The sequence below is a fragment of the Arenibacter hampyeongensis genome, assembly GCF_002909255.1.
Classification (GTDB): Bacteria; Bacteroidota; Bacteroidia; order Flavobacteriales; family Flavobacteriaceae; genus Arenibacter; species Arenibacter hampyeongensis.
In genome coordinates, this window is the sequence record NZ_PIOB01000001.1 from 136247 (window position 1) to 153758 (window position 17512).

The following is a 17512-nucleotide window of genomic DNA, read 5'->3' on the forward strand; positions in this document are numbered from 1 at the left end:
TAGATTTGTAACGGTTAACATCGTCCTAAATTTTATTCTTAATTTCAGTGCCTACAAAATCTGCTACCAACTTATGTGCCTGGTTTAGGGCAGTATCCAAATCATAATTCTTTATTACAGTATCAAATTGCGGGGCAGTGGCCAGTTCTACAGAGGCCTTGGCTATTCGCATATTTATTTTATCGTCCGATTCCGTACTTCGCTTTTTCAGCCTAATCTTAAGTTCATCTACACTGGGAGGCTTTACAAAGACGGCAAGGGTCTGCTCCGGAAACTTCTTTTTTATTCGCAAACCTCCCACAACATCTATATCAAAAATTACATTCTTCCCCTCGGCCCAAAGGCGGTCTACCTCACTTTTTAAAGTCCCGTAGAAATTATCCCTGTAGACTTCCTCCCATTCAAGAAAATCATCGTCCTTTATATGCTGCTTAAATTCGGACAAGCTCATAAAATAATAATGCTCGCCGTGTTTCTCCTTGCCACGTCTGGGCCTTGAAGTAGCCGAAATGGAAAAAGCCAAATTGAGCTCGGGCTGGTTTAATAAATGTTTGACTATGGTTGTTTTTCCACTACCTGAAGGGGCAGAAAAAATTATTAGTTTTCCTCCTTCCATTATAAAACATTAAGCATTTGTTCTTTAATCTTTTCCAATTCGTCCTTCATCTGTACCACTAACTGCTGCATTGGGGCAAAATTTGCCTTGGAACCTATGGTATTGATCTCCCTTCCAATTTCCTGACTGATGAATCCCAATTTCTTACCGTTGGAGTCATCCGATTTCAACGTACTGGCAAAATAATCCAAGTGATTTAGCAAACGGACTTTTTCCTCGGTAATATCATATTTCTCAAGATAATAAATAAGCTCTTGTTCAAAGCGATTGGCATCCAGGTTAGTCTTAAGGTCTGCAACAGCCTTTTCCAGACGCTCCCTTATCGTTAAAAGCCTATCGGGGTCCATTTGTGCAACCTTGTCCAATAAATCCTTTAAAACGTCTATTCTAGCCTCAAAATCTGCTTCCAAGACCTTACCTTCTTCCGTTCTGAAAATATTTATTTCCTTGAGTGCCTCCTCCAGCGTTTCCTTTATTACCTTATATTCCTCTTCGTCAATGTCCTCACGTTCAGTTTTCATGGTATCGGGCATACGCATAGCTATTTCCAAGAGGCCCATTTCATTTCCAGAAACAATATGTCCCAATTGCTTCATATATTGCCTTACCACAACTTCGTTGACTTCGGAAGAGGTCTCAGCTCCCGTATTTTCAATATAGAGACTAAAATCTATTTTTCCCCTAACCAAAGAACCGGCAATGGTCCTGCGTAATTCCAATTCCTTTTCCCTATAGGTGGAAGGTATACGTGCATTTAAATCAAGACTTTTACTGTTGAGCGATTTGATTTCAATGGTAATTTTTTTCGAAGGAAGTTGAATAACATGCTTCCCAAACCCTGTCATTGATTGGATCATAAAATATTTTTAAATTTTGTCAAAGGTAAATAAAATTGGGGTTTGTATAGCTTAATGGCCAAGACCCGTGTAAAGCCATTAATAAACGTGATCTAATACCATTTAGATCTCTTCCCTAATTGATTGGGCTCCCACTATTTAACCGTTTACCGCTTTTGTCAAAATGAAACCTGAATTGCCTCTCGCACCAAAATATACCCACAAACATGGCAACAACCAGGAAAAAAAGGGAAACACCCAAGGCCCAATTTGGAGAAATGAAATAGGTGGCAGTACCGACCGTTAGGGTGGACACACCCACAAAAAACATCATTTTGGCTCCAATTTTGTTGCCAAAATCCCAAGTCTCCTGGTTCCTCATGCTTTTCCAGGTGCGATAGCCATAAATAAAATTTATATTTTTGGGAGGGTATGCTCTATAGAACAAGGCAAAAATCATTAATAGCAGGCTGGGAGCTGTGGCTCCAATGAATAACGCCCATTCCATCTAAAGCTCCCGCACCCAAATATTCCTATAACTCACCCTGCTATTGTCCCCATGGTCCTGTAGTTTTAAAGGACCCTTGCCATGGGCTGGATTCTTGGGCCAGCCTATATAAGGTGTTGTTCCCTTAATTTCAACATGGTCCTGTACCAGAACACCATTATGCAAAACCGTTACTGTTCCCGATCTAATTTTATTCCCATCCTTATCGAACTCGGGCGCATGATAAATGATATCATAGGTATTCCATTCCCCGGTTGGTACGGAGGCCTTGGCAAGAGGAGTATGTTGCTTGTATATGGAACCCACTTGGCCATTAACATAGGTATCGTTATCGTTATTGTCCAAAACCTGAACCTCGTACAGGCCTTGTAGAAAAACGCCGCTATTGCCCCTACTTTGCCCTTTGCCCTGAATTTCCGCAGGAGACTTCCATTCCAGGTGCAATTGCATACTGCCAAAATTTTGAACAGTTTGTATATCCCCAGTCTTGTTATTGACCGTCATACTACCGTCATTGTTTACAAACCATTTGGCCGCAGTGCTATCCCTTGAAGATATCCAATTGTCCAGATTTCCTCCTCTAAAGAGTACAATGGCATCACTTGGAGCTCCTTTTATTGGGTCATGTGGATTTACGACAGGCGGCACCGGCTTATAGAATTCGGTCTCCTCAGGAGTAGTAGGCTCTGTACCGGAGTATTCACCAGGAACCTCAGTATCTTTCTCAATTGCCTTTGGCTCCAATGGGTCCACGGTAATCTTTTCCTTACAGGCGAACGCCAATATCAATATAAAAGTGATATAAATAGATCTCATTTTCATAGACTTATCTAGTATTGGATCAGTCCAATGATTTTATCTTAATATTTCTGTAGGACACAATGTCCCCATGATCTTGCAATCCAATCCTGCCGGTCTTATATTTTCCAAAATGCTCCGACCCTTTAAATTTAGACTTGTCGATCATTGCCTCCCATTCCTCTCCATGTACCGGGAAAGAAGCTATTTCCGTACCATTCAACACTACATTCCCTTTATTGGTTTTATGATTTACCGTAATAACACAGGTGTTCCATTCCCCAACAGGTTTGGTTACGTCCTCACTAGGACCAACCATATCGTACAAAGCCCCTGCCTGTCTTACAGGTCCATTTTTTGCGTCAGGGTGTTTTTCATTGTCCAATACCTGTATTTCCGGTCCGGAATGGTAGGCCTCCGGAAGACTTTCCACCTCTTTAACGCCCCAAAAAATACCGCTATTTCCGCCTTCTGAAATTTTCCAATCTACGGATAGTACAAAGTTGGTAAAATCCTCCTTGGTCACCAAGTTGTATTTCTCCCCTTTTTTACGCTCTTTTGGTGGATAGTATACCATGGCACCATCCTCGATTTTCCATGCATCCCCAACACCATCTTCCAAATACCGCTTCCAGGCATCGAAGTTGGTTCCGTCAAAAAGTACTTGCCATTCCCCTGCAATTGGAGCTGGTGGAGGTGGGGGTGGAGTTACTTTTTCGGAATTTGCCAAAGGATCGGAGTCTATGTCCATGTTTTTCTTATCCGTTTTATCCTTGCAGCCCATAACCATAACGGCTATCAAGGCACTAAATATCAATTTTTTCATTTCCTTATTTATTTATTTTAAAGTCCTAATATTTTCTTTAATACTGTTTTATCTATAGCTGCCCCTGCAAAATCGTCAAAGGTCTTTTCCGTAGCCTCAATGATATGATCCTGGATGAACTTGGCACCTTCCCTAGCCCCCTGTTCCGGACTCTTAATGCAACACTCCCATTCCATTACCGCCCAAACATCACAGCCATATTGGGTTAATTTGGAGAAAATGGACTTAAAATCTATCTGTCCATCACCCAACGATCGATATCTACCTGCGCGGTCACCCCAATCATTAAAACCACCAAAGGCTCCTTTTTTGCCAGTTGGGTTAAATTCCGAATCCTTAACGTGAAACGATTTTATAAACTCGTGGTAATGGTCTATATAAGTAATATAATCCAACTGCTGAAGTACAAAATGACTTGGGTCGTACAAAATATTAACTCGTTTATGGTTCCCGGTAGCGGCCAAGAATCGCTCAAAGGTATCCCCGTCATGAAGATCCTCGCCTGGGTGGATTTCATAACATACATCCACACCTTCCTTGTCAAAGTGATTTAGAATGGGCAACCATCTTTTTGCCAATTCTTCGAAGCCCATCTCTACCAATCCCGCAGGTCTCTGCGGCCATGGGTGGGCGGTATGCCATAGTAGTGATCCCGAGAAAGTGGCATGTGCATTTAGTCCGAGCCTACGACTCGCCGTGGCTCCTTTTTTAACAACATCAATGGCCCATTCGGTACGTGCCTTTGGATTGTTCTTCACCTTGTCCGGCGCAAAATTATCGAACATAAGGTCGTAAGCAGGGTTCACCGCCACCAATTGTCCTTGCAAATGAGTAGACAACTCGGTTATTTCCAAACCATAAGAATTTATCTTTCCCTTTAACTCGTCACAGTAGGTCTGACTCTCGGCAGCCTTATCCAAATCGATTAAAAAATCTACCCAAGTTGGAATTTGTATTCCTTTATATCCCAGATCGGATGCCCATTTACACATGCCATCCAACGAATTGAATGGTGCTTTTTCATCTACAAATTGTGCTAAAAATACTGCCGGCCCTTTAATTGTCTTCATTTTAAATTTTTATTAAGTGTAATTGAAAATAACCCTTGTTAACATTTAGGATAAAAATCCTATATTTAAAGTTTGTAGCATATGCCTACAAATGCGAAGTCATAAATATAGGAAAAGCATCAGAATTAATACAAGAAATATAGAATGAATCAAAGCGAAATGTTTGATGCCATTGTTGTAGGTACCGGTATTAGTGGAGGTTGGGCAGCTAAAGAACTTTGCGAGAATGGGTTAAAGACTTTGGTGCTGGAAAGAGGACCAATGGTAAAGCATATCGAGGATTACCCCACAATGAACGATGACCCATGGGATTATCCATTAAAGGGTAAATTATCCAAAGCCGATAAAGAAAAATATCACATACAAAGTAGGTTGAATTGGGCACCGGATGAGAGCAATAAGCATTTCTTTGTAAACGATTTGGAGCATCCTTATGTTCAAACCAAACGATTCGATTGGATAAGAGGATATCAGGTAGGCGGGCGTTCCTTAACATGGGGAAGACAGAGTTACCGTTGGGGCGATATTGATTTTGAAGCCAATAAAAAAGAGGGCATCAGTGTTGATTGGCCTGTTCGTTACAAGGATATTGCGCCATGGTATGACAAAGTTGAAGAATACATAGGGGTCAGTGGTCAAGCCCTCGGGCTAAAACAATTGCCAGACGGTAAATTTCAACCCCCCATGAAATTGAATTGTGTAGAGGAAGACTTTCAAAAATCCATAGCAGAAAAATTTGATGATGGCCGTTTGGTGACCATTGGCCGTACGGCACACATTACAGATCCAAATGCAGATTTTGAAGGTCGCGGAGTGTGTCAAAATCGAGATAGATGCTCGCGTGGATGCCCTTTCGGAGGCTATTTTAGCAGCAATTCATCCACTTTGCCGGCCGCAGAAAGAACAGGTAATATGACGCTCAGACCCAATTCCATAGTATGCGAAGTCGTCTATGATGATAAAACAAAAAGAGCGACCGGAGTAAAAGTGATAGATGCGGAAACCAACGAAAAAATTGAGTTCAAGGCCCGTATTATTTTTCTTTGTGCTTCAGCCATGGCTTCCGTAGGTATATTATTGCAATCAAAAAGTGAACGCTTCCCGAATGGTCTTGGAAATGACTCTGATGCCTTGGGTAGAGGGATCATGGACCATCATTATAAATTAGGGGCAACCGCTAAAGTGGATGGATATTTGGACAAATATTATAAAGGTCGCCGTGCCAATGGTTTTTATATTCCCCGATTCGTAAATATGGACGAAAAGACCAAACGCGATGGGTATATTCGAGGATTCGGTTTTCAAGGTACGGCCAGTAGAGGCGATTGGTCTGAAGCCATTGGGGAATTGGGATTTGGAAAAGAACTCAAAGAAAGCATTCTAAAGCCAGGTCATTGGACGATCGGTGTCACCGGATTTGGAGAATTCCTCCCATATGACGATAACAGGGTTTCTTTAAGCCCTACAGAAAAAGATAAATGGGGGCTTCCACAATTGGCATTTGATGTTGAATTCAAGGAGAACGAGCTGAATATGCGCATGGATATCAAAAAAGTTATTGTAGAGATGTTTGAAGCGGCAGGGTTTAAAGATGTACAATCCTATGAGGAACCTTCCGGGCCTGGATTGGGAATACATGAAATGGGCGGTGCCCGCATGGGACATGATTCCAAAACCTCAATCTTGAATAAAAATAATCAAGTGCATCTGGTTCCCAATGTATATGTCACCGATGGTGCTTTTATGACCTCCTCCAATTGTGTAAATCCGTCGTTGACCTATATGGCATTTACGGCTAGGGCAGCAAATCATGCTGCCAAACAATTGAAAGAGGGTAAATTTTCATAACATCCTTCGAGAAATAATTAATGTATTTTACCGTTACTGTTAAAACTTAGACCTAATTAGAATGGACAATGCTTCGGCTAGAAATATGTGGGGTGATTTTTTAGACGCCCACTTGGAATTTGCTTTTGAGGAAGCACCTAAAGTGTTTCACTTTAGCGACAATGAACAAGATGCAGACCAGGTAGTGAATCTAGTCATCAAAAACCTTAAGAAAGCGGCCTCTTTTTCCCTATTGGGCCTTCAATACCGAAAAGAGCCACTTCCTAAAATAGGTGCCTTTATGATTATTACAGATTGGAACGGCAAAGCCAAGTGCATCATAAGGACCAAATCCGTAAAATTGAAGCCATTTTTTAGTATTAGCACGGATTATGTACAATTGGAGGGCTTAGGGGACAAAAGTCTAGAGCACTGGAAAAAATACCATTGGAATTATTTCACCCGTGAATTGGCCCCTTATGAACGTGTTCCCAGAGACAGCATGATCGTTGTTTGTGTAGAGTTCGACAAAGTTTACGGGTAATCCTCGGGACTTATAATATATTAATAAGAAATGGCCGCTATTGCGGCCATTTCCATATCAAATTCATCTCCATTTATTTCAAATCGATCCAAATATTGCCTTTTTTGTTGGACTCCACCGTACTTTCAATAAAATCCAGACCGCGAACCCCATCCAGCATAGTTGGGAATTCACCATCGTTATATTTTTCACCTCTAATTGCCCTTGCAACACCTAAATAAATATTGGCCATAGAATCAAAAATTCCTTCAGGATGTCCTGGAGGTAATTTAGTTCCTGCCAAGGATAACTTAGAATTATACGCATGGCCAGGCTTGTAGACCTGAAGAGGTTTATCATCACTTAAGACATACAGAGAATTGGGATTCTCCTGCTCCCATCTAAGGCCACCCTTCTCTCCGTAAATAGCAATGGAAAGTCCGTTTTCTTCCCCAGTAGCCACCTGACTAGATCGAATAACCCCTTTCACATGCTTGTCCATACGGATCAATACCGTACCGTCTACATCCATTTGATTATCCTCATATAAATAATTGAAATCTGCCAAAATGGACTTTATTGTCAAACCGGTCGTATACTCGATCATATTGAAGGCATGAACCCCAATATCCCCCATACATGAACTGATTCCGGCTTTTTTGGGATCTAATCTCCAAACGGTTGAACGTTTGGCCTTATCATGGATAATGGAGTTGATCCAACCTTGATAATATTGTGCATCTACCTTGTGTATTTTTCCAATAGCCCCGGCCTTTATCATCTCGCGCATTTGTCTAACCATGGGATACCCGGTATAGGTATGGGTAACCGCAAAAACGGTTTTTGACTTTTCCAAGGTTGCCTGTAAAATTTTAGCTTCCTCATAGGTGGTGGTCATAGGCTTTTCACAAATGACATGGAACCCGTTTTCCAGTAACTTTTTGGCCATAGGAAAATGCAAAAAGTTAGGAGTAAGTACAGAACATACCTGAATACGTTCTTCCTTGGGAAGTTTCAATTCCTCCTCTACCAAGGTGTCAAAATCCTTATAGATCCTATTGGTAGGCACGTCTATTTCCTCGGCAAAAGCAACATTCGCTTCAAAGTCCGGATTAAAAACTGCGCCAACAATTTCGTAATTATCATTAATCTGTGATGCCACTCTGTGCAACACTCCAATAAGGGAGTCTCCTCCACCCCCTAAAATTCCTAGTTTAATTTTTTTACCCATAATATAATTGTTCCTAATTACTCTTTATATTCTACTTCTTCGTTTTTAAAAAATATTGCGAACAGTACCATTGCCCCAAATGCAAAAATAGCTGGAAAAGTCCAAATATCCGTCCAGTTGTGAACACCTTCACTTAACAAATAACTATCCGTTATTCTTCCGGCCACCCAAAAACCTATCAGCATTCCAACGCCATAGGTCGCCAAGGTAATTAAACCTTGGGCCGCGCTTTTAAATTTATCACCCGCCTTTGAATCCGTATAAATCTGCCCGGATACAAAGAAAAAATCATAGCAAATACCGTGTAGTGCAATCCCCAATATTAACATAAAAGCCAAATCTCCACCATTTCCATATGCAAAAAGGAGATATCTAATGGTCCAAGCCAGCATCCCGGCGATCATGGTCTTTTTAAATCCAAATTTCTTAAAGAAATACGGCAATAACAACATAAACAAGACTTCTGAAACTTGGCCAAGCGTCATTATTCCCGTGGGATTTTCCATTCCAATCTCCGATAAAAATGGATTTGCGTTTTGATAATAAAAGGCCAGTGGAATACAAATCAAAATGGATGAGACAAAGAATATAAAGAAATTTCTATCCTTTACAAGTTTTAGTGCATCCAGTCCCAAAATTTCTGAAATGGACACCTTTTCATTTGTTTTAACCTTTGGAGGTGTTTTAGGTAAGGTAAAACTAAAAAGCCCCAGAATGGCCGAAGCGATCACCACCATTAAAAAGGTATTTCTCAATAGGCCTTCGCCCCTAGAGGCTTCGGAATCCCACAGGAATACATAACTAATTATTAAACCGGCGGCTATCCAACCTATGGTACCAAAAACCCTCACAAATGAAAATTCCTTGGCCGGATTCTTCATCTGACTAAAGGAAATTGAATTGACCAAGGCCAAAGTAGGCATATATAGAATCATGTATCCAAGTACATAGGGATAAAAACCTGCAAAGTCGACGGCTGTATACATCTGGTACATCATAACGGCACCCAGTAGATGCAACACCCCTAAAATGCGCTCCGCATTAAAATATCTATCGGCGATCAATCCTATAATAAAAGGGGCTATAATTGCACCCCAGGATTGCGTTGAATACGCCATTGCCGATTCCGCTCCCGTAGCCCTGAGGTTTTGCCCCAAGAACGTGCCAAGCGTCACGAACCATCCCCCCCAAATAAAGAATTCAAGGAACATCATTATGGACAACTGTACTTTGGTTTTAACATTCACGGTTCAAAAGGGTATTTATCGCTTATAAAAAGCATAATCCAAGACCAGGGGTTCAATGGAGTTATTTCTAAAATCAACGGAAATTTGGGCCCTATGATGGGTTGAGTGGTTTATGATATGAAATAACATATCCTGAATGGTATTGGTAAACAACCTACCTTGGGTATTCTCATAGTCCAATCGCTTTTCAAAACTATCCACATTGGTAATTATCTCAAAAGAGCTTCTTTGATTTTCGTAATGTATATCTCCCCAATCCTTTAGCGGCTGTAACTGAAAAACGCCATACTCTATTTTTTTACCAAGAATCCTGGCATTCCATATATGGTGGGCATTTAAAATATGACTAAAGAGCTCCGTTGTCCTATCTGGAACCTGTTCCAGCTTTTGGCACTCTTCAATCAATTTCTTATTGCAGTAAAAGTTATAATCGAAAAGCTGATTGAAAAAAGCCTTCATAGGATATAATGCTAATTTAGTTCCTTACCGGCCTTTATCAATAAATCCCTTGTAGCAAGAATTCCTTGCTCCTCACTCAAAACACTACCTTCATATTCCACACCTATGAAACCAGTATAACCTGCGTCCTTAACCATTTTAAGTATTCTAGGGTAGTCCAATTTCGTTTCATTGCCGTCCGCATCAAAATCATGGGATTTGGCACTTACCGCCTTGGCATAAGGCATTAATTCCGCTATGCCTTTATAATTGTCATACTCCTCCGCACAGCCATTCTCGGATCTTGTTATGCAGAAGTTTCCAAAATCCGGAAGGCTTCCGCAATTATCCATATTTACAGCTTTCATCACTTCAGCGTGCAATACCCCATTGGATGACAATCCCCCGTGATTTTCGACCAAAACATTAATATTCTTGGTTGCCGCATAAGTTGCCAACTTGGTAAGTCCGTCCACGGCATTCACTTTCCATTCCTCGGGAACGCTACTTCCGTTCAGATTTACCCGAATCGCATGGCATCCCATTGCCGCAGCAGCGTCCACCCATTTCTTATGTTTTTCTACAGTTTCATTTCTTTCTTTCTCATCGCTAACCGCCAAATTCCCTTGGCCGTCAATCATGATCAATACATTTTGCAAACCATATTTTTTTGCCTCTGCATTGGATTTCTCAACAAATGCGGCCATGGCCTCCTCTGAATAGTTGGCCTTTTCCAACTCAGGGTTATATAATTGACTAACATACTCCAGCCCGGTAAAGCCCCAGTTCTTGGCCTTTTCCGCAAAAGTATAGGGATCAACACCATCTTCACGTATCATCTTATGTATGGACCACTGGGCCAACGACAATTTAAAAAATGGATCTGCAGTCTTCATGGCTACCTCTGAGGCCTCCATATCCTTTGGCTGCTCCTTAGGAGCGTCCTTACAGGAAAAGACACCCATAAATAAGGCTATTAAAACTACCTTAGTTCCATTGATTTTTAAATTTTTACACTTCATAATACGTTTTGAGATTAAATCCAAGAATTAACAATTACTATAACGTTATAGTGTCATAGTATTAATAAATATAGGGTTTAAATGTAGAAAATTAATTTTATATTTAATAAATTTATTAAATAAACAATTTCATAAATGAGCAAGATTTATAGCAATGAAGTGCAGGATTCTTATGATGCAATTGTCGTAGGTACGGGGATTAGCGGAGGGTGGGCCGCCAAGGAGTTATGTGAAAAAGGACTCAAAACCCTAGTTTTGGAGCGTGGAAGAATGGTAAAACACATCGAAGACTACGAAACTGCCAATTTAGACCCCTGGGACTTTCCGAACGCCGGAGAACCTACCAAGGAAGATGTTGCAAAACAACCTAAACAGAACAGAACAGGTTATACCACAAATGCTGCCAGTAAAATGTGGTTTGTAAATGACCTGGAGCACCCCTATAATGAAATAAGGCGATTTGATTGGATGAGAGGTTACCACTTAGGTGGGCGTTCATTACAATGGGGACGGCAAAGTTACCGATGGAGCGACATCGATTTTACCGCCAACCAAAAGGACGGTATTGCAGTTGATTGGCCGGTACGCTATAAGGATATTGCACCATGGTACTCTTTGGTGGAAAACTATATTGGAGTTAGTGGAGAGGCACTTAACCTACCTCAACTACCGGATAGTGATTTTTTGCCTCCCATGGAAATGAATTGTGTTGAAGAACATTTTAAGAATAAAGTTACAGAAGGTTTTGACGACCGTGCCGTTACCATAGGCCGTGTGGCGCATATTACCGGGACCAAAAATTTTGACGGACGCACCAAATGTCAATACAGAAACCGCTGTATAAGAGGGTGTCCTTTTGGAGGCTACTTCAGCAGTTTGTCATCTACCCTGCCAGCGGCAGAAGCAACAGGAAACATGACCTTACGAACAGACTCTATTGTTCATGAAGTAATATATGATCCCAATACCAAGAAAGCTACAGGGGTAAAGGTTATAGATAGGTTGACCAAGGAAACTTTTGAATTTAAGGCAAAGGTTATTTTCTTATGTGCCTCATCCATAGCTTCCACTTCCATATTAATGCAATCCAAATCTGACCGATTCCCAAATGGTATGGGCAATGATTCAGATCAACTGGGCCGCAATATTATGGACCACCATTTAGGTGTAGGTGCTTCCGGTAAATTCGATGGTTTCGAAGACAAATATTACAAGGGCAGAAGACCTAATGGAATATATATTCCAAGATTTAGAAACCTTGGTGGAGATTCCGATAGAAAAGATTATAAACGTGGATTTGGTTATCAGGGTGGAGCCAGTAGGGGCAATTGGGAAGAAACGGTTGCAGAACTTTCTTACGGAAAAGACCTTAAGGACAATATACTTAACCCTGGAGGCTGGAGAATGGGCATCGGTGGATTTGGCGAAGTGCTCCCTTATGAGGATAACAGAATGACCTTGGATTACGATAAATTGGATGGCTGGGGACTTCCTACTGTAACCTTCGATGCCGATTTACAGGAAAACGAATTCAACATGCGTAAAGATATGCAGCAATCTGCAATAGAAATGCTGGAAAAAGCAGGATTACGAGATGTCAAAGGGCATGATGGACCAACAGGTTTAGGTTTGGGAATTCATGAAATGGGCACGGCCAGGATGGGGCGCAATAGAAAAACCTCCGTGCTTAATGGGAACAATCAATTACATGATGTACCAAATGTTTATGTAACTGATGGGTCATTTATGACTTCGGCCAGTTGTGTTAACCCATCATTGACTTATATGGCCTTCACAGCTAGGGCCGCTGACCATGCGGTCAAAGAACTTAAAAAAGGAAATATATAATGGATAGAAGAAAAGCACTTAAAAATATGGGGCTGGCGTTAGGATACACCGTAGCCACCCCAACCCTGATCAGCATCGTTCAAAGTTGTAAAAAGGACGCTGCAATTGTATGGACCCCAGATTTTCTAACATCTGCTGAAGGATCTGTTCTAACCCATTTGGTAGATATTATACTTCCAAAAACCGATACTCCTTCTGCCTCCGAGGTACAGGTGCATATCTTCATAGATCGCTTTGCCGACCAGGTAATGGAAAAGGAACAGCAGGATCTGTTAAGGATGACCATGGGGAAATTTATGGACAAGGCCTTGCAGGACTCAGGCAAGAAGGAAATTGCTGACCTAACTCCAAAAGAACTGGAACCAGTCCTTGCCAATGCGCTAAAAGTTTCGAAAGAAGATGAGGCCAAAAACTTCAAAGCAATAAACACTTATACGGAGGCTGTAAAGGCTGGTAAAACGGCCACCTTGGATGACGGACTATCCAGGTTTTCCTTCACCAATAATTTGAGAGGTCTAACAATTTGGGGCTATAAGTCATCAGAATTTGTCGGCGAGAATGTATTACCTTATTTACCTGTACCAGGAGAATACATTGGATGCGGAGATCTTCAAGAATTAACTGGGGGAAAGACCTGGTCACTGTAAATTAACAACTAATCATGAGCTATTAGAGCAAGGTTGGTCCATAGACCACTTAGTTCTATTAGCATTATTTTATAACAAAATTCCAACCTTATCCTAAAATGAAAAGAAGAGATTTTATTCAAAAAACAGCCCTTACCAGTAGTGCAGTTACATTGGGAGGCTCCTTAGCTTATGGAGCCGGACCTATAATGAAAACAAAACACTCGTTCAACTTAAAATATGCCCCTCATTTTGGGATGTTTAAAAACCTTGCAAGTGATGACCTTATTGACCAAATAAACTTCATGGCCGATCAAGGGTTTACGGCGTTTGAAGACAACGGCATGATGGGCAGGGACGTGGCAATGCAGACCAAAATAGGAGAAACCTTAGCCAAACGCAATATGACCATGGGTGTTTTTGTTATAGACAAAGGAGGAAATATGGCAAACACCCTTGCTGCGGGAAAACAGGAATATATTGACATTTTTTTGGATGGTTGTAAGCGAGCTGTTGAAGTGGCCAAACGTGTAAATGCCAAATGGATGACCGTTGTTCCGGGCGGATTTGAAAGAAAACTACCGATCGGTATTCAGGATGGAAACGTAATTGAAGCATTAAAAAGAGGTGCCGAGATTCTAGAACCCCATGGCTTGGTCATGGTATTGGAACCTTTATCCGATTCTCCCGATCTATATTTGCAGAATTCAGATCAGACTTATATGATTTGTAAAGGCGTAAATAGCCCTTCCTGCAAAATATTGTTTGACATCTACCATATGCAGAAAACCGAGGGTCATTTGATTCACAATATGGAACTTACCTGGGATGAAATAGACTATATTCAAATAGGGGATAATCCAGGAAGAAAAGAACCCACTACCGGGGAAATTAATTACAAAAATGTCTTCAAGTTTATACATAACAAAGGATTTAAAGGAGTCTTGGGTATGGAACACGGCAATTCCAGACCCGACAAGGAAGGGGAACTGGCGGTTATAAACGCTTATAAGTCCGAGGACAATTTTTTGTAGTTTCTAATACCTTTCAGGACTTTTAGTCCTGGATTTTAACGTTGCATTTAGAAAGTTTCCATCTTGTTTCTTCGTCTTAAGGGTAAGATGGAACTTTACATTTACACCATAACAATTTACCTTATATTATTGGTCCTAGGGCGAATAATATATTACCATCATTTTAAAAAATGACAAGGATATGTTATGTTAAATTATTGTTTTGGAGATAATTATAATCCATTTACCCATTTCCTTCGTATATAATTTTAAATAAGTTATTTAATACGGGGCAAAATGGATAAGTACATCACAATTCTAGTAATTTATTGTATAGCGTTCCTGTGTGCGTTTATACTAAAACCCTATATATTCAATAGACGGGCAGCTTCTAAATAGTTCGGAAGAACAACCATTAAGGCTATTCTTGTTAACTATATGAAATAAAAAATCCCCAAAGATTTTACTTTGGGGATTTTTTATTGATTGATTCCGGTAATTTGAGCCCTTTAGGAGCCACACATTAAACAATCGTCATCTGCCTGACCTTCCTTAGCCTGAGCTATCAATTCCTTCATCTCAGCTGCTGTCATTGGCTGTACCTCAACTTCCTGTTGGTTGGGCGAAGTGGCTTCAACATTTATAGTCTTTGTAACTTCCGGAGCCACTATACTAGCCTCCATTGGCACATCAGCTACAGGCGTCTCCTGTTTCTTTGTATTGTCCAAAGTAAATTTAATGGCATCCGCCGCGGCTTTAGTCCTTAGATAGTACATTCCCGTTTTAAGCCCACTTTTCCATGCGTAGAAATGCATTGAGGTCAACTTGGAATAATTGGCGTTCTCCATGAACAAGTTTAGGGACTGGCTCTGATCAATGAAATAGCCACGTTGTCTGGACATGTCAATAATATCTTTCATACTCAATTCCCAAACCGTCTTATATAACTCCTTAATTTCAGCAGGTATATTTTCAATATGTTGTACGGAACCATTGGCGCGCATCAATTCCTGTTTCATATTTTCGTTCCAAAGGCCAAGACCTACCAAATCCTCCAATAAATGCTTATTCACTACAATAAACTCCCCGGACAACACTCTACGGGTATAAATATTGGAAGTATAAGGCTCAAAACATTCATTGTTACCCAATATTTGCGAGGTAGAGGCTGTAGGCATAGGAGCTACCAATAAGGAATTTCGGACTCCGTTCTTTTTTACTTCTTTACGCAATTTTGCCCAATCCCATCTACCGGATAACTCTTCATCCTTAACACTCCACAAATTATGCTGAAATTCTCCTTTGGAAATTGGCGAACCTTCAAAGGACGAGTAAGCCCCCTCCTCTTTTGCCATTTCCATGGAAGCCGTAACCGCAGCAAAATATAAAGTCTCAAAAATCTCTTGGTTCAATTCCTTGGCAGCATCGCTGGTAAAAGGCAATCTCAACATAATAAACGCATCGGCCAAACCTTGAACCCCCAAACCAATAGGTCTGTGACGCAGATTGGAATTTTCAGCCTCCTTGATTGGATAATAATTACGATCTATTACCTTATTTAAATTTCTAGTAACCCGTTTTGTGACCCTAAACAACTCCTTGTGATCAAACTCTCCATTCTTAATGAACATGGGAAGCGCAATGGAAGCCAAATTACATACTGCCACCTCATCGGGGGAAGTATATTCCATAATTTCGGTACAAAGGTTGGAGGAGCGAATGGTACCTAAATTCTGTTGGTTACTTTTCCTATTTGCTGCATCCTTATAAAGCATGTACGGAGTACCTGTCTCTATTTGTGACTCCAAAATTTTCTCCCAAAGTTCGCGGGCCTTAACCGTTTTACGTCCTTTGTTTTCAGCTTCGTACTTAAGGTATAAATTCTCAAAATCCTCACTGTGATGGTTAAAGAGTCCTGGACATTCATTAGGACACATCAGGGTCCAATTTTCATTGCCCTCAACTCTTTTCATAAATAAATCTGGAATCCACATGGCATAAAATAGGTCTCTTGCCCTCATTTCTTCCTTGCCGTGATTTTTCTTCAGATCCAAAAATTCATATATGTCCGCATGCCATGGCTCAACATAAATGGCAAAACTGCCTTTGCGCTTTCCACCACCTTGATCCACGTAGCGTGCTGTATCGTTAAAAACCTGAAGCATTGGCACAATACCATTGGAGGTACCATTGGTCCCTGCAATATAGGAACCCGTAGCCCTAACATTGTGGATAGAAAGACCTATTCCACCAGCCGATTGCGAAATTTTTGCTGTTTGCTTTAGTGTATCATATATACCATCAATACTATCATCTTTCATTGCCAATAAGAAACAGGAAGACATTTGAGGTTTTGGGGTACCGGAATTAAATAAAGTAGGTGTAGCGTGGGTAAAATATTTTTTGGACATCAACTCATAGGTCTCCAAAGCCGAATCCAAATCGTTTAGATGTATTCCTATGGAAACCCTCATTAGCATATGCTGCGGCCTTTCTGCGATCTTTCCGTTCAATTTTAAAAGATAGGAACGTTCCAAAGTCTTAAATCCGAAATAATCGTAGCCAAAATCCCGGTTATAAATAATGGTAGAGTCCAGTTTATCCGCATTCTCAGAAACTACATCATAAACCTCATCGGACAGCAATGGCGCTTTTTTTCCGGTTCTTGGATTTACGTATTCATATAGATCCTTCATGGTTTCCGAAAAGGATTTCTTGGTATTTTTATGAAGGTTGGAAACGGAAATACGTGCAGCCAACTTGGCATAATCTGGGTGCGAAGTGGTCATTGTAGCCGCAATCTCCGCTGCCAAATTATCCAGCTCCGAGGTTGTTACCCCATCATAAAGCCCTTCAATTACTCGCATGGCCACCTTTAATGGATCTACCAGATCATTAAGGCCATAACACAATTTTCTTACTCTGGCCGTGATCTTATCGAACATCATCAGCTCTTTTCTGCCATCTCTTTTTACTACATACATGTTGCTACAATTTTTTTAAATGATACATAAGTTTGGGTTATGGGGCAATATGTTAAAAACATTAACATATTAAAATCGACGCATAAAAATCCCCTTATA

At 40.7% G+C, this 17512-nt stretch carries 16 protein-coding genes; 5 read left to right on the forward strand and 11 right to left on the reverse strand.

Translation table 11 applies throughout. The features are described 5' to 3' along the window. Positions 1-25: 25 nt before the first annotated feature. From gmk to CWD91_RS00595, 6 genes are all read right to left on the reverse strand, one after another. Positions 26-616, reverse strand: a complete 591-nt coding sequence (gene gmk, locus CWD91_RS00570) for a guanylate kinase (RefSeq protein WP_103439013.1) — start codon at positions 614-616, stop codon at positions 26-28. Continuing rightward, the gene (locus CWD91_RS00575; RefSeq protein WP_103439014.1) at positions 616-1473 is read right to left on the reverse strand and encodes a YicC/YloC family endoribonuclease; all 858 of its coding nucleotides are present in this window, start codon (positions 1471-1473) and stop codon (positions 616-618) included. The genes gmk and CWD91_RS00575 overlap by 1 nt, the downstream gene beginning before the upstream one ends. A gap of 115 nt (positions 1474-1588) precedes the next feature. After that, on the reverse strand, positions 1589-1960 hold the full coding sequence (locus tag CWD91_RS00580) for an SdpI family protein (RefSeq protein ID WP_103439015.1): 372 nt from the start codon (positions 1958-1960) through the stop codon (positions 1589-1591). Then, positions 1961-2776 carry a 3-keto-disaccharide hydrolase gene (locus CWD91_RS00585; protein WP_103439836.1) on the reverse strand — a complete coding sequence of 272 codons (816 nt, stop codon included), beginning with the start codon at positions 2774-2776 and terminating at the stop codon, positions 1961-1963. It lies immediately after the preceding gene. Between the two features lie 25 nt (positions 2777-2801). Then, positions 2802-3584: a 3-keto-disaccharide hydrolase gene (locus tag CWD91_RS00590; RefSeq protein WP_103439016.1), complete on the reverse strand. Its 783-nt coding sequence runs from the start codon at positions 3582-3584 to the stop codon at positions 2802-2804. A gap of 17 nt (positions 3585-3601) precedes the next feature. Next, complete coding sequence (locus CWD91_RS00595) at positions 3602-4654, reverse strand: sugar phosphate isomerase/epimerase family protein (RefSeq protein ID WP_103439017.1); 1053 nt, start codon at positions 4652-4654, stop codon at positions 3602-3604. A gap of 144 nt (positions 4655-4798) precedes the next feature. Between CWD91_RS00595 and CWD91_RS00600 the strand changes: the two genes are divergently transcribed. Together CWD91_RS00600 and CWD91_RS00605 are read left to right on the forward strand one after the other, a co-directional pair. Beyond that, on the forward strand, positions 4799-6502 hold the full coding sequence (locus CWD91_RS00600) for a GMC oxidoreductase (RefSeq protein WP_103439018.1): 1704 nt from the start codon (positions 4799-4801) through the stop codon (positions 6500-6502). A gap of 61 nt (positions 6503-6563) precedes the next feature. After that, positions 6564-7025 (forward strand): ASCH domain-containing protein, encoded by a 462-nt coding sequence (locus tag CWD91_RS00605; protein WP_103439019.1) that lies wholly within the window; start codon positions 6564-6566, stop codon positions 7023-7025. A gap of 73 nt (positions 7026-7098) precedes the next feature. On the opposite strand, the gene CWD91_RS00610 is transcribed toward CWD91_RS00605, so the two are convergent. From CWD91_RS00610 to CWD91_RS00625, 4 genes are read right to left on the reverse strand one after another with little or no spacing between them, the layout of a single operon-like run. Next, complete coding sequence (locus CWD91_RS00610; RefSeq protein WP_103439020.1) at positions 7099-8235, reverse strand: Gfo/Idh/MocA family protein; 1137 nt, start codon at positions 8233-8235, stop codon at positions 7099-7101. 17 nt (positions 8236-8252) lie between these two features. Next, positions 8253-9482, reverse strand: a complete 1230-nt coding sequence (locus CWD91_RS00615) for a nucleoside permease (RefSeq protein ID WP_103439021.1) — start codon at positions 9480-9482, stop codon at positions 8253-8255. 15 nt (positions 9483-9497) lie between these two features. Further along, positions 9498-9941: a DinB family protein gene (locus CWD91_RS00620; protein WP_103439022.1), complete on the reverse strand. Its 444-nt coding sequence runs from the start codon at positions 9939-9941 to the stop codon at positions 9498-9500. 11 nt (positions 9942-9952) lie between these two features. After that, positions 9953-10942, reverse strand: a complete 990-nt coding sequence (locus CWD91_RS00625; protein WP_103439023.1) for a sugar phosphate isomerase/epimerase family protein — start codon at positions 10940-10942, stop codon at positions 9953-9955. Positions 10943-11077: 135 nt separating this feature from the next. On the opposite strand from CWD91_RS00625, the gene CWD91_RS00630 reads away from it, so the two are divergent. From CWD91_RS00630 to CWD91_RS00640, 3 genes are all read left to right on the forward strand, one after another. Beyond that, positions 11078-12790, forward strand: coding sequence for a GMC oxidoreductase (locus CWD91_RS00630; RefSeq protein ID WP_103439024.1), 1713 nt, complete (start codon positions 11078-11080; stop codon positions 12788-12790). Continuing rightward, positions 12790-13437, forward strand: coding sequence for a gluconate 2-dehydrogenase subunit 3 family protein (locus CWD91_RS00635; protein WP_103439025.1), 648 nt, complete (start codon positions 12790-12792; stop codon positions 13435-13437). The genes CWD91_RS00630 and CWD91_RS00635 overlap by 1 nt, the downstream gene beginning before the upstream one ends. A 98-nt stretch (positions 13438-13535) precedes the next feature. Further along, complete coding sequence (locus CWD91_RS00640) at positions 13536-14450, forward strand: hydroxypyruvate isomerase family protein (RefSeq protein ID WP_103439026.1); 915 nt, start codon at positions 13536-13538, stop codon at positions 14448-14450. A 488-nt stretch (positions 14451-14938) separates the two neighbouring features. Here the strand turns inward: CWD91_RS00640 and CWD91_RS00645 are convergent, their stop codons facing one another. Beyond that, positions 14939-17413, reverse strand: a complete 2475-nt coding sequence (locus CWD91_RS00645) for a ribonucleoside-diphosphate reductase subunit alpha (RefSeq protein WP_103439027.1) — start codon at positions 17411-17413, stop codon at positions 14939-14941. Positions 17414-17512 lie beyond the last annotated feature (99 nt).

Bases quoted from the DNA above. Each gene is read 5' to 3' on its own strand.
- gmk (WP_103439013.1), bottom strand. From the start codon at position 616: ATGGAAGGAGGAAAACTAATAATTTTTTCTGCCCCTTCAGGTAGTGGA.
- CWD91_RS00575 (WP_103439014.1), bottom strand. From the start codon at position 1,473: ATGATCCAATCAATGACAGGGTTTGGGAAGCATGTTATTCAACTTCCT.
- CWD91_RS00580 (WP_103439015.1), bottom strand. From the start codon at position 1,960: ATGGAATGGGCGTTATTCATTGGAGCCACAGCTCCCAGCCTGCTATTA.
- CWD91_RS00585 (WP_103439836.1), bottom strand. From the start codon at position 2,776: ATGAGATCTATTTATATCACTTTTATATTGATATTGGCGTTCGCCTGT.
- CWD91_RS00590 (WP_103439016.1), bottom strand. From the start codon at position 3,584: ATGAAAAAATTGATATTTAGTGCCTTGATAGCCGTTATGGTTATGGGC.
- CWD91_RS00595 (WP_103439017.1), bottom strand. From the start codon at position 4,654: ATGAAGACAATTAAAGGGCCGGCAGTATTTTTAGCACAATTTGTAGAT.
- CWD91_RS00600 (WP_103439018.1), top strand. From the start codon at position 4,799: ATGAATCAAAGCGAAATGTTTGATGCCATTGTTGTAGGTACCGGTATT.
- CWD91_RS00605 (WP_103439019.1), top strand. From the start codon at position 6,564: ATGGACAATGCTTCGGCTAGAAATATGTGGGGTGATTTTTTAGACGCC.
- CWD91_RS00610 (WP_103439020.1), bottom strand. From the start codon at position 8,235: ATGGGTAAAAAAATTAAACTAGGAATTTTAGGGGGTGGAGGAGACTCC.
- CWD91_RS00620 (WP_103439022.1), bottom strand. From the start codon at position 9,941: ATGAAGGCTTTTTTCAATCAGCTTTTCGATTATAACTTTTACTGCAAT.
- CWD91_RS00625 (WP_103439023.1), bottom strand. From the start codon at position 10,942: ATGAAGTGTAAAAATTTAAAAATCAATGGAACTAAGGTAGTTTTAATA.
- CWD91_RS00630 (WP_103439024.1), top strand. From the start codon at position 11,078: ATGAGCAAGATTTATAGCAATGAAGTGCAGGATTCTTATGATGCAATT.
- CWD91_RS00635 (WP_103439025.1), top strand. From the start codon at position 12,790: ATGGATAGAAGAAAAGCACTTAAAAATATGGGGCTGGCGTTAGGATAC.
- CWD91_RS00640 (WP_103439026.1), top strand. From the start codon at position 13,536: ATGAAAAGAAGAGATTTTATTCAAAAAACAGCCCTTACCAGTAGTGCA.
- CWD91_RS00645 (WP_103439027.1), bottom strand. From the start codon at position 17,413: ATGTATGTAGTAAAAAGAGATGGCAGAAAAGAGCTGATGATGTTCGAT.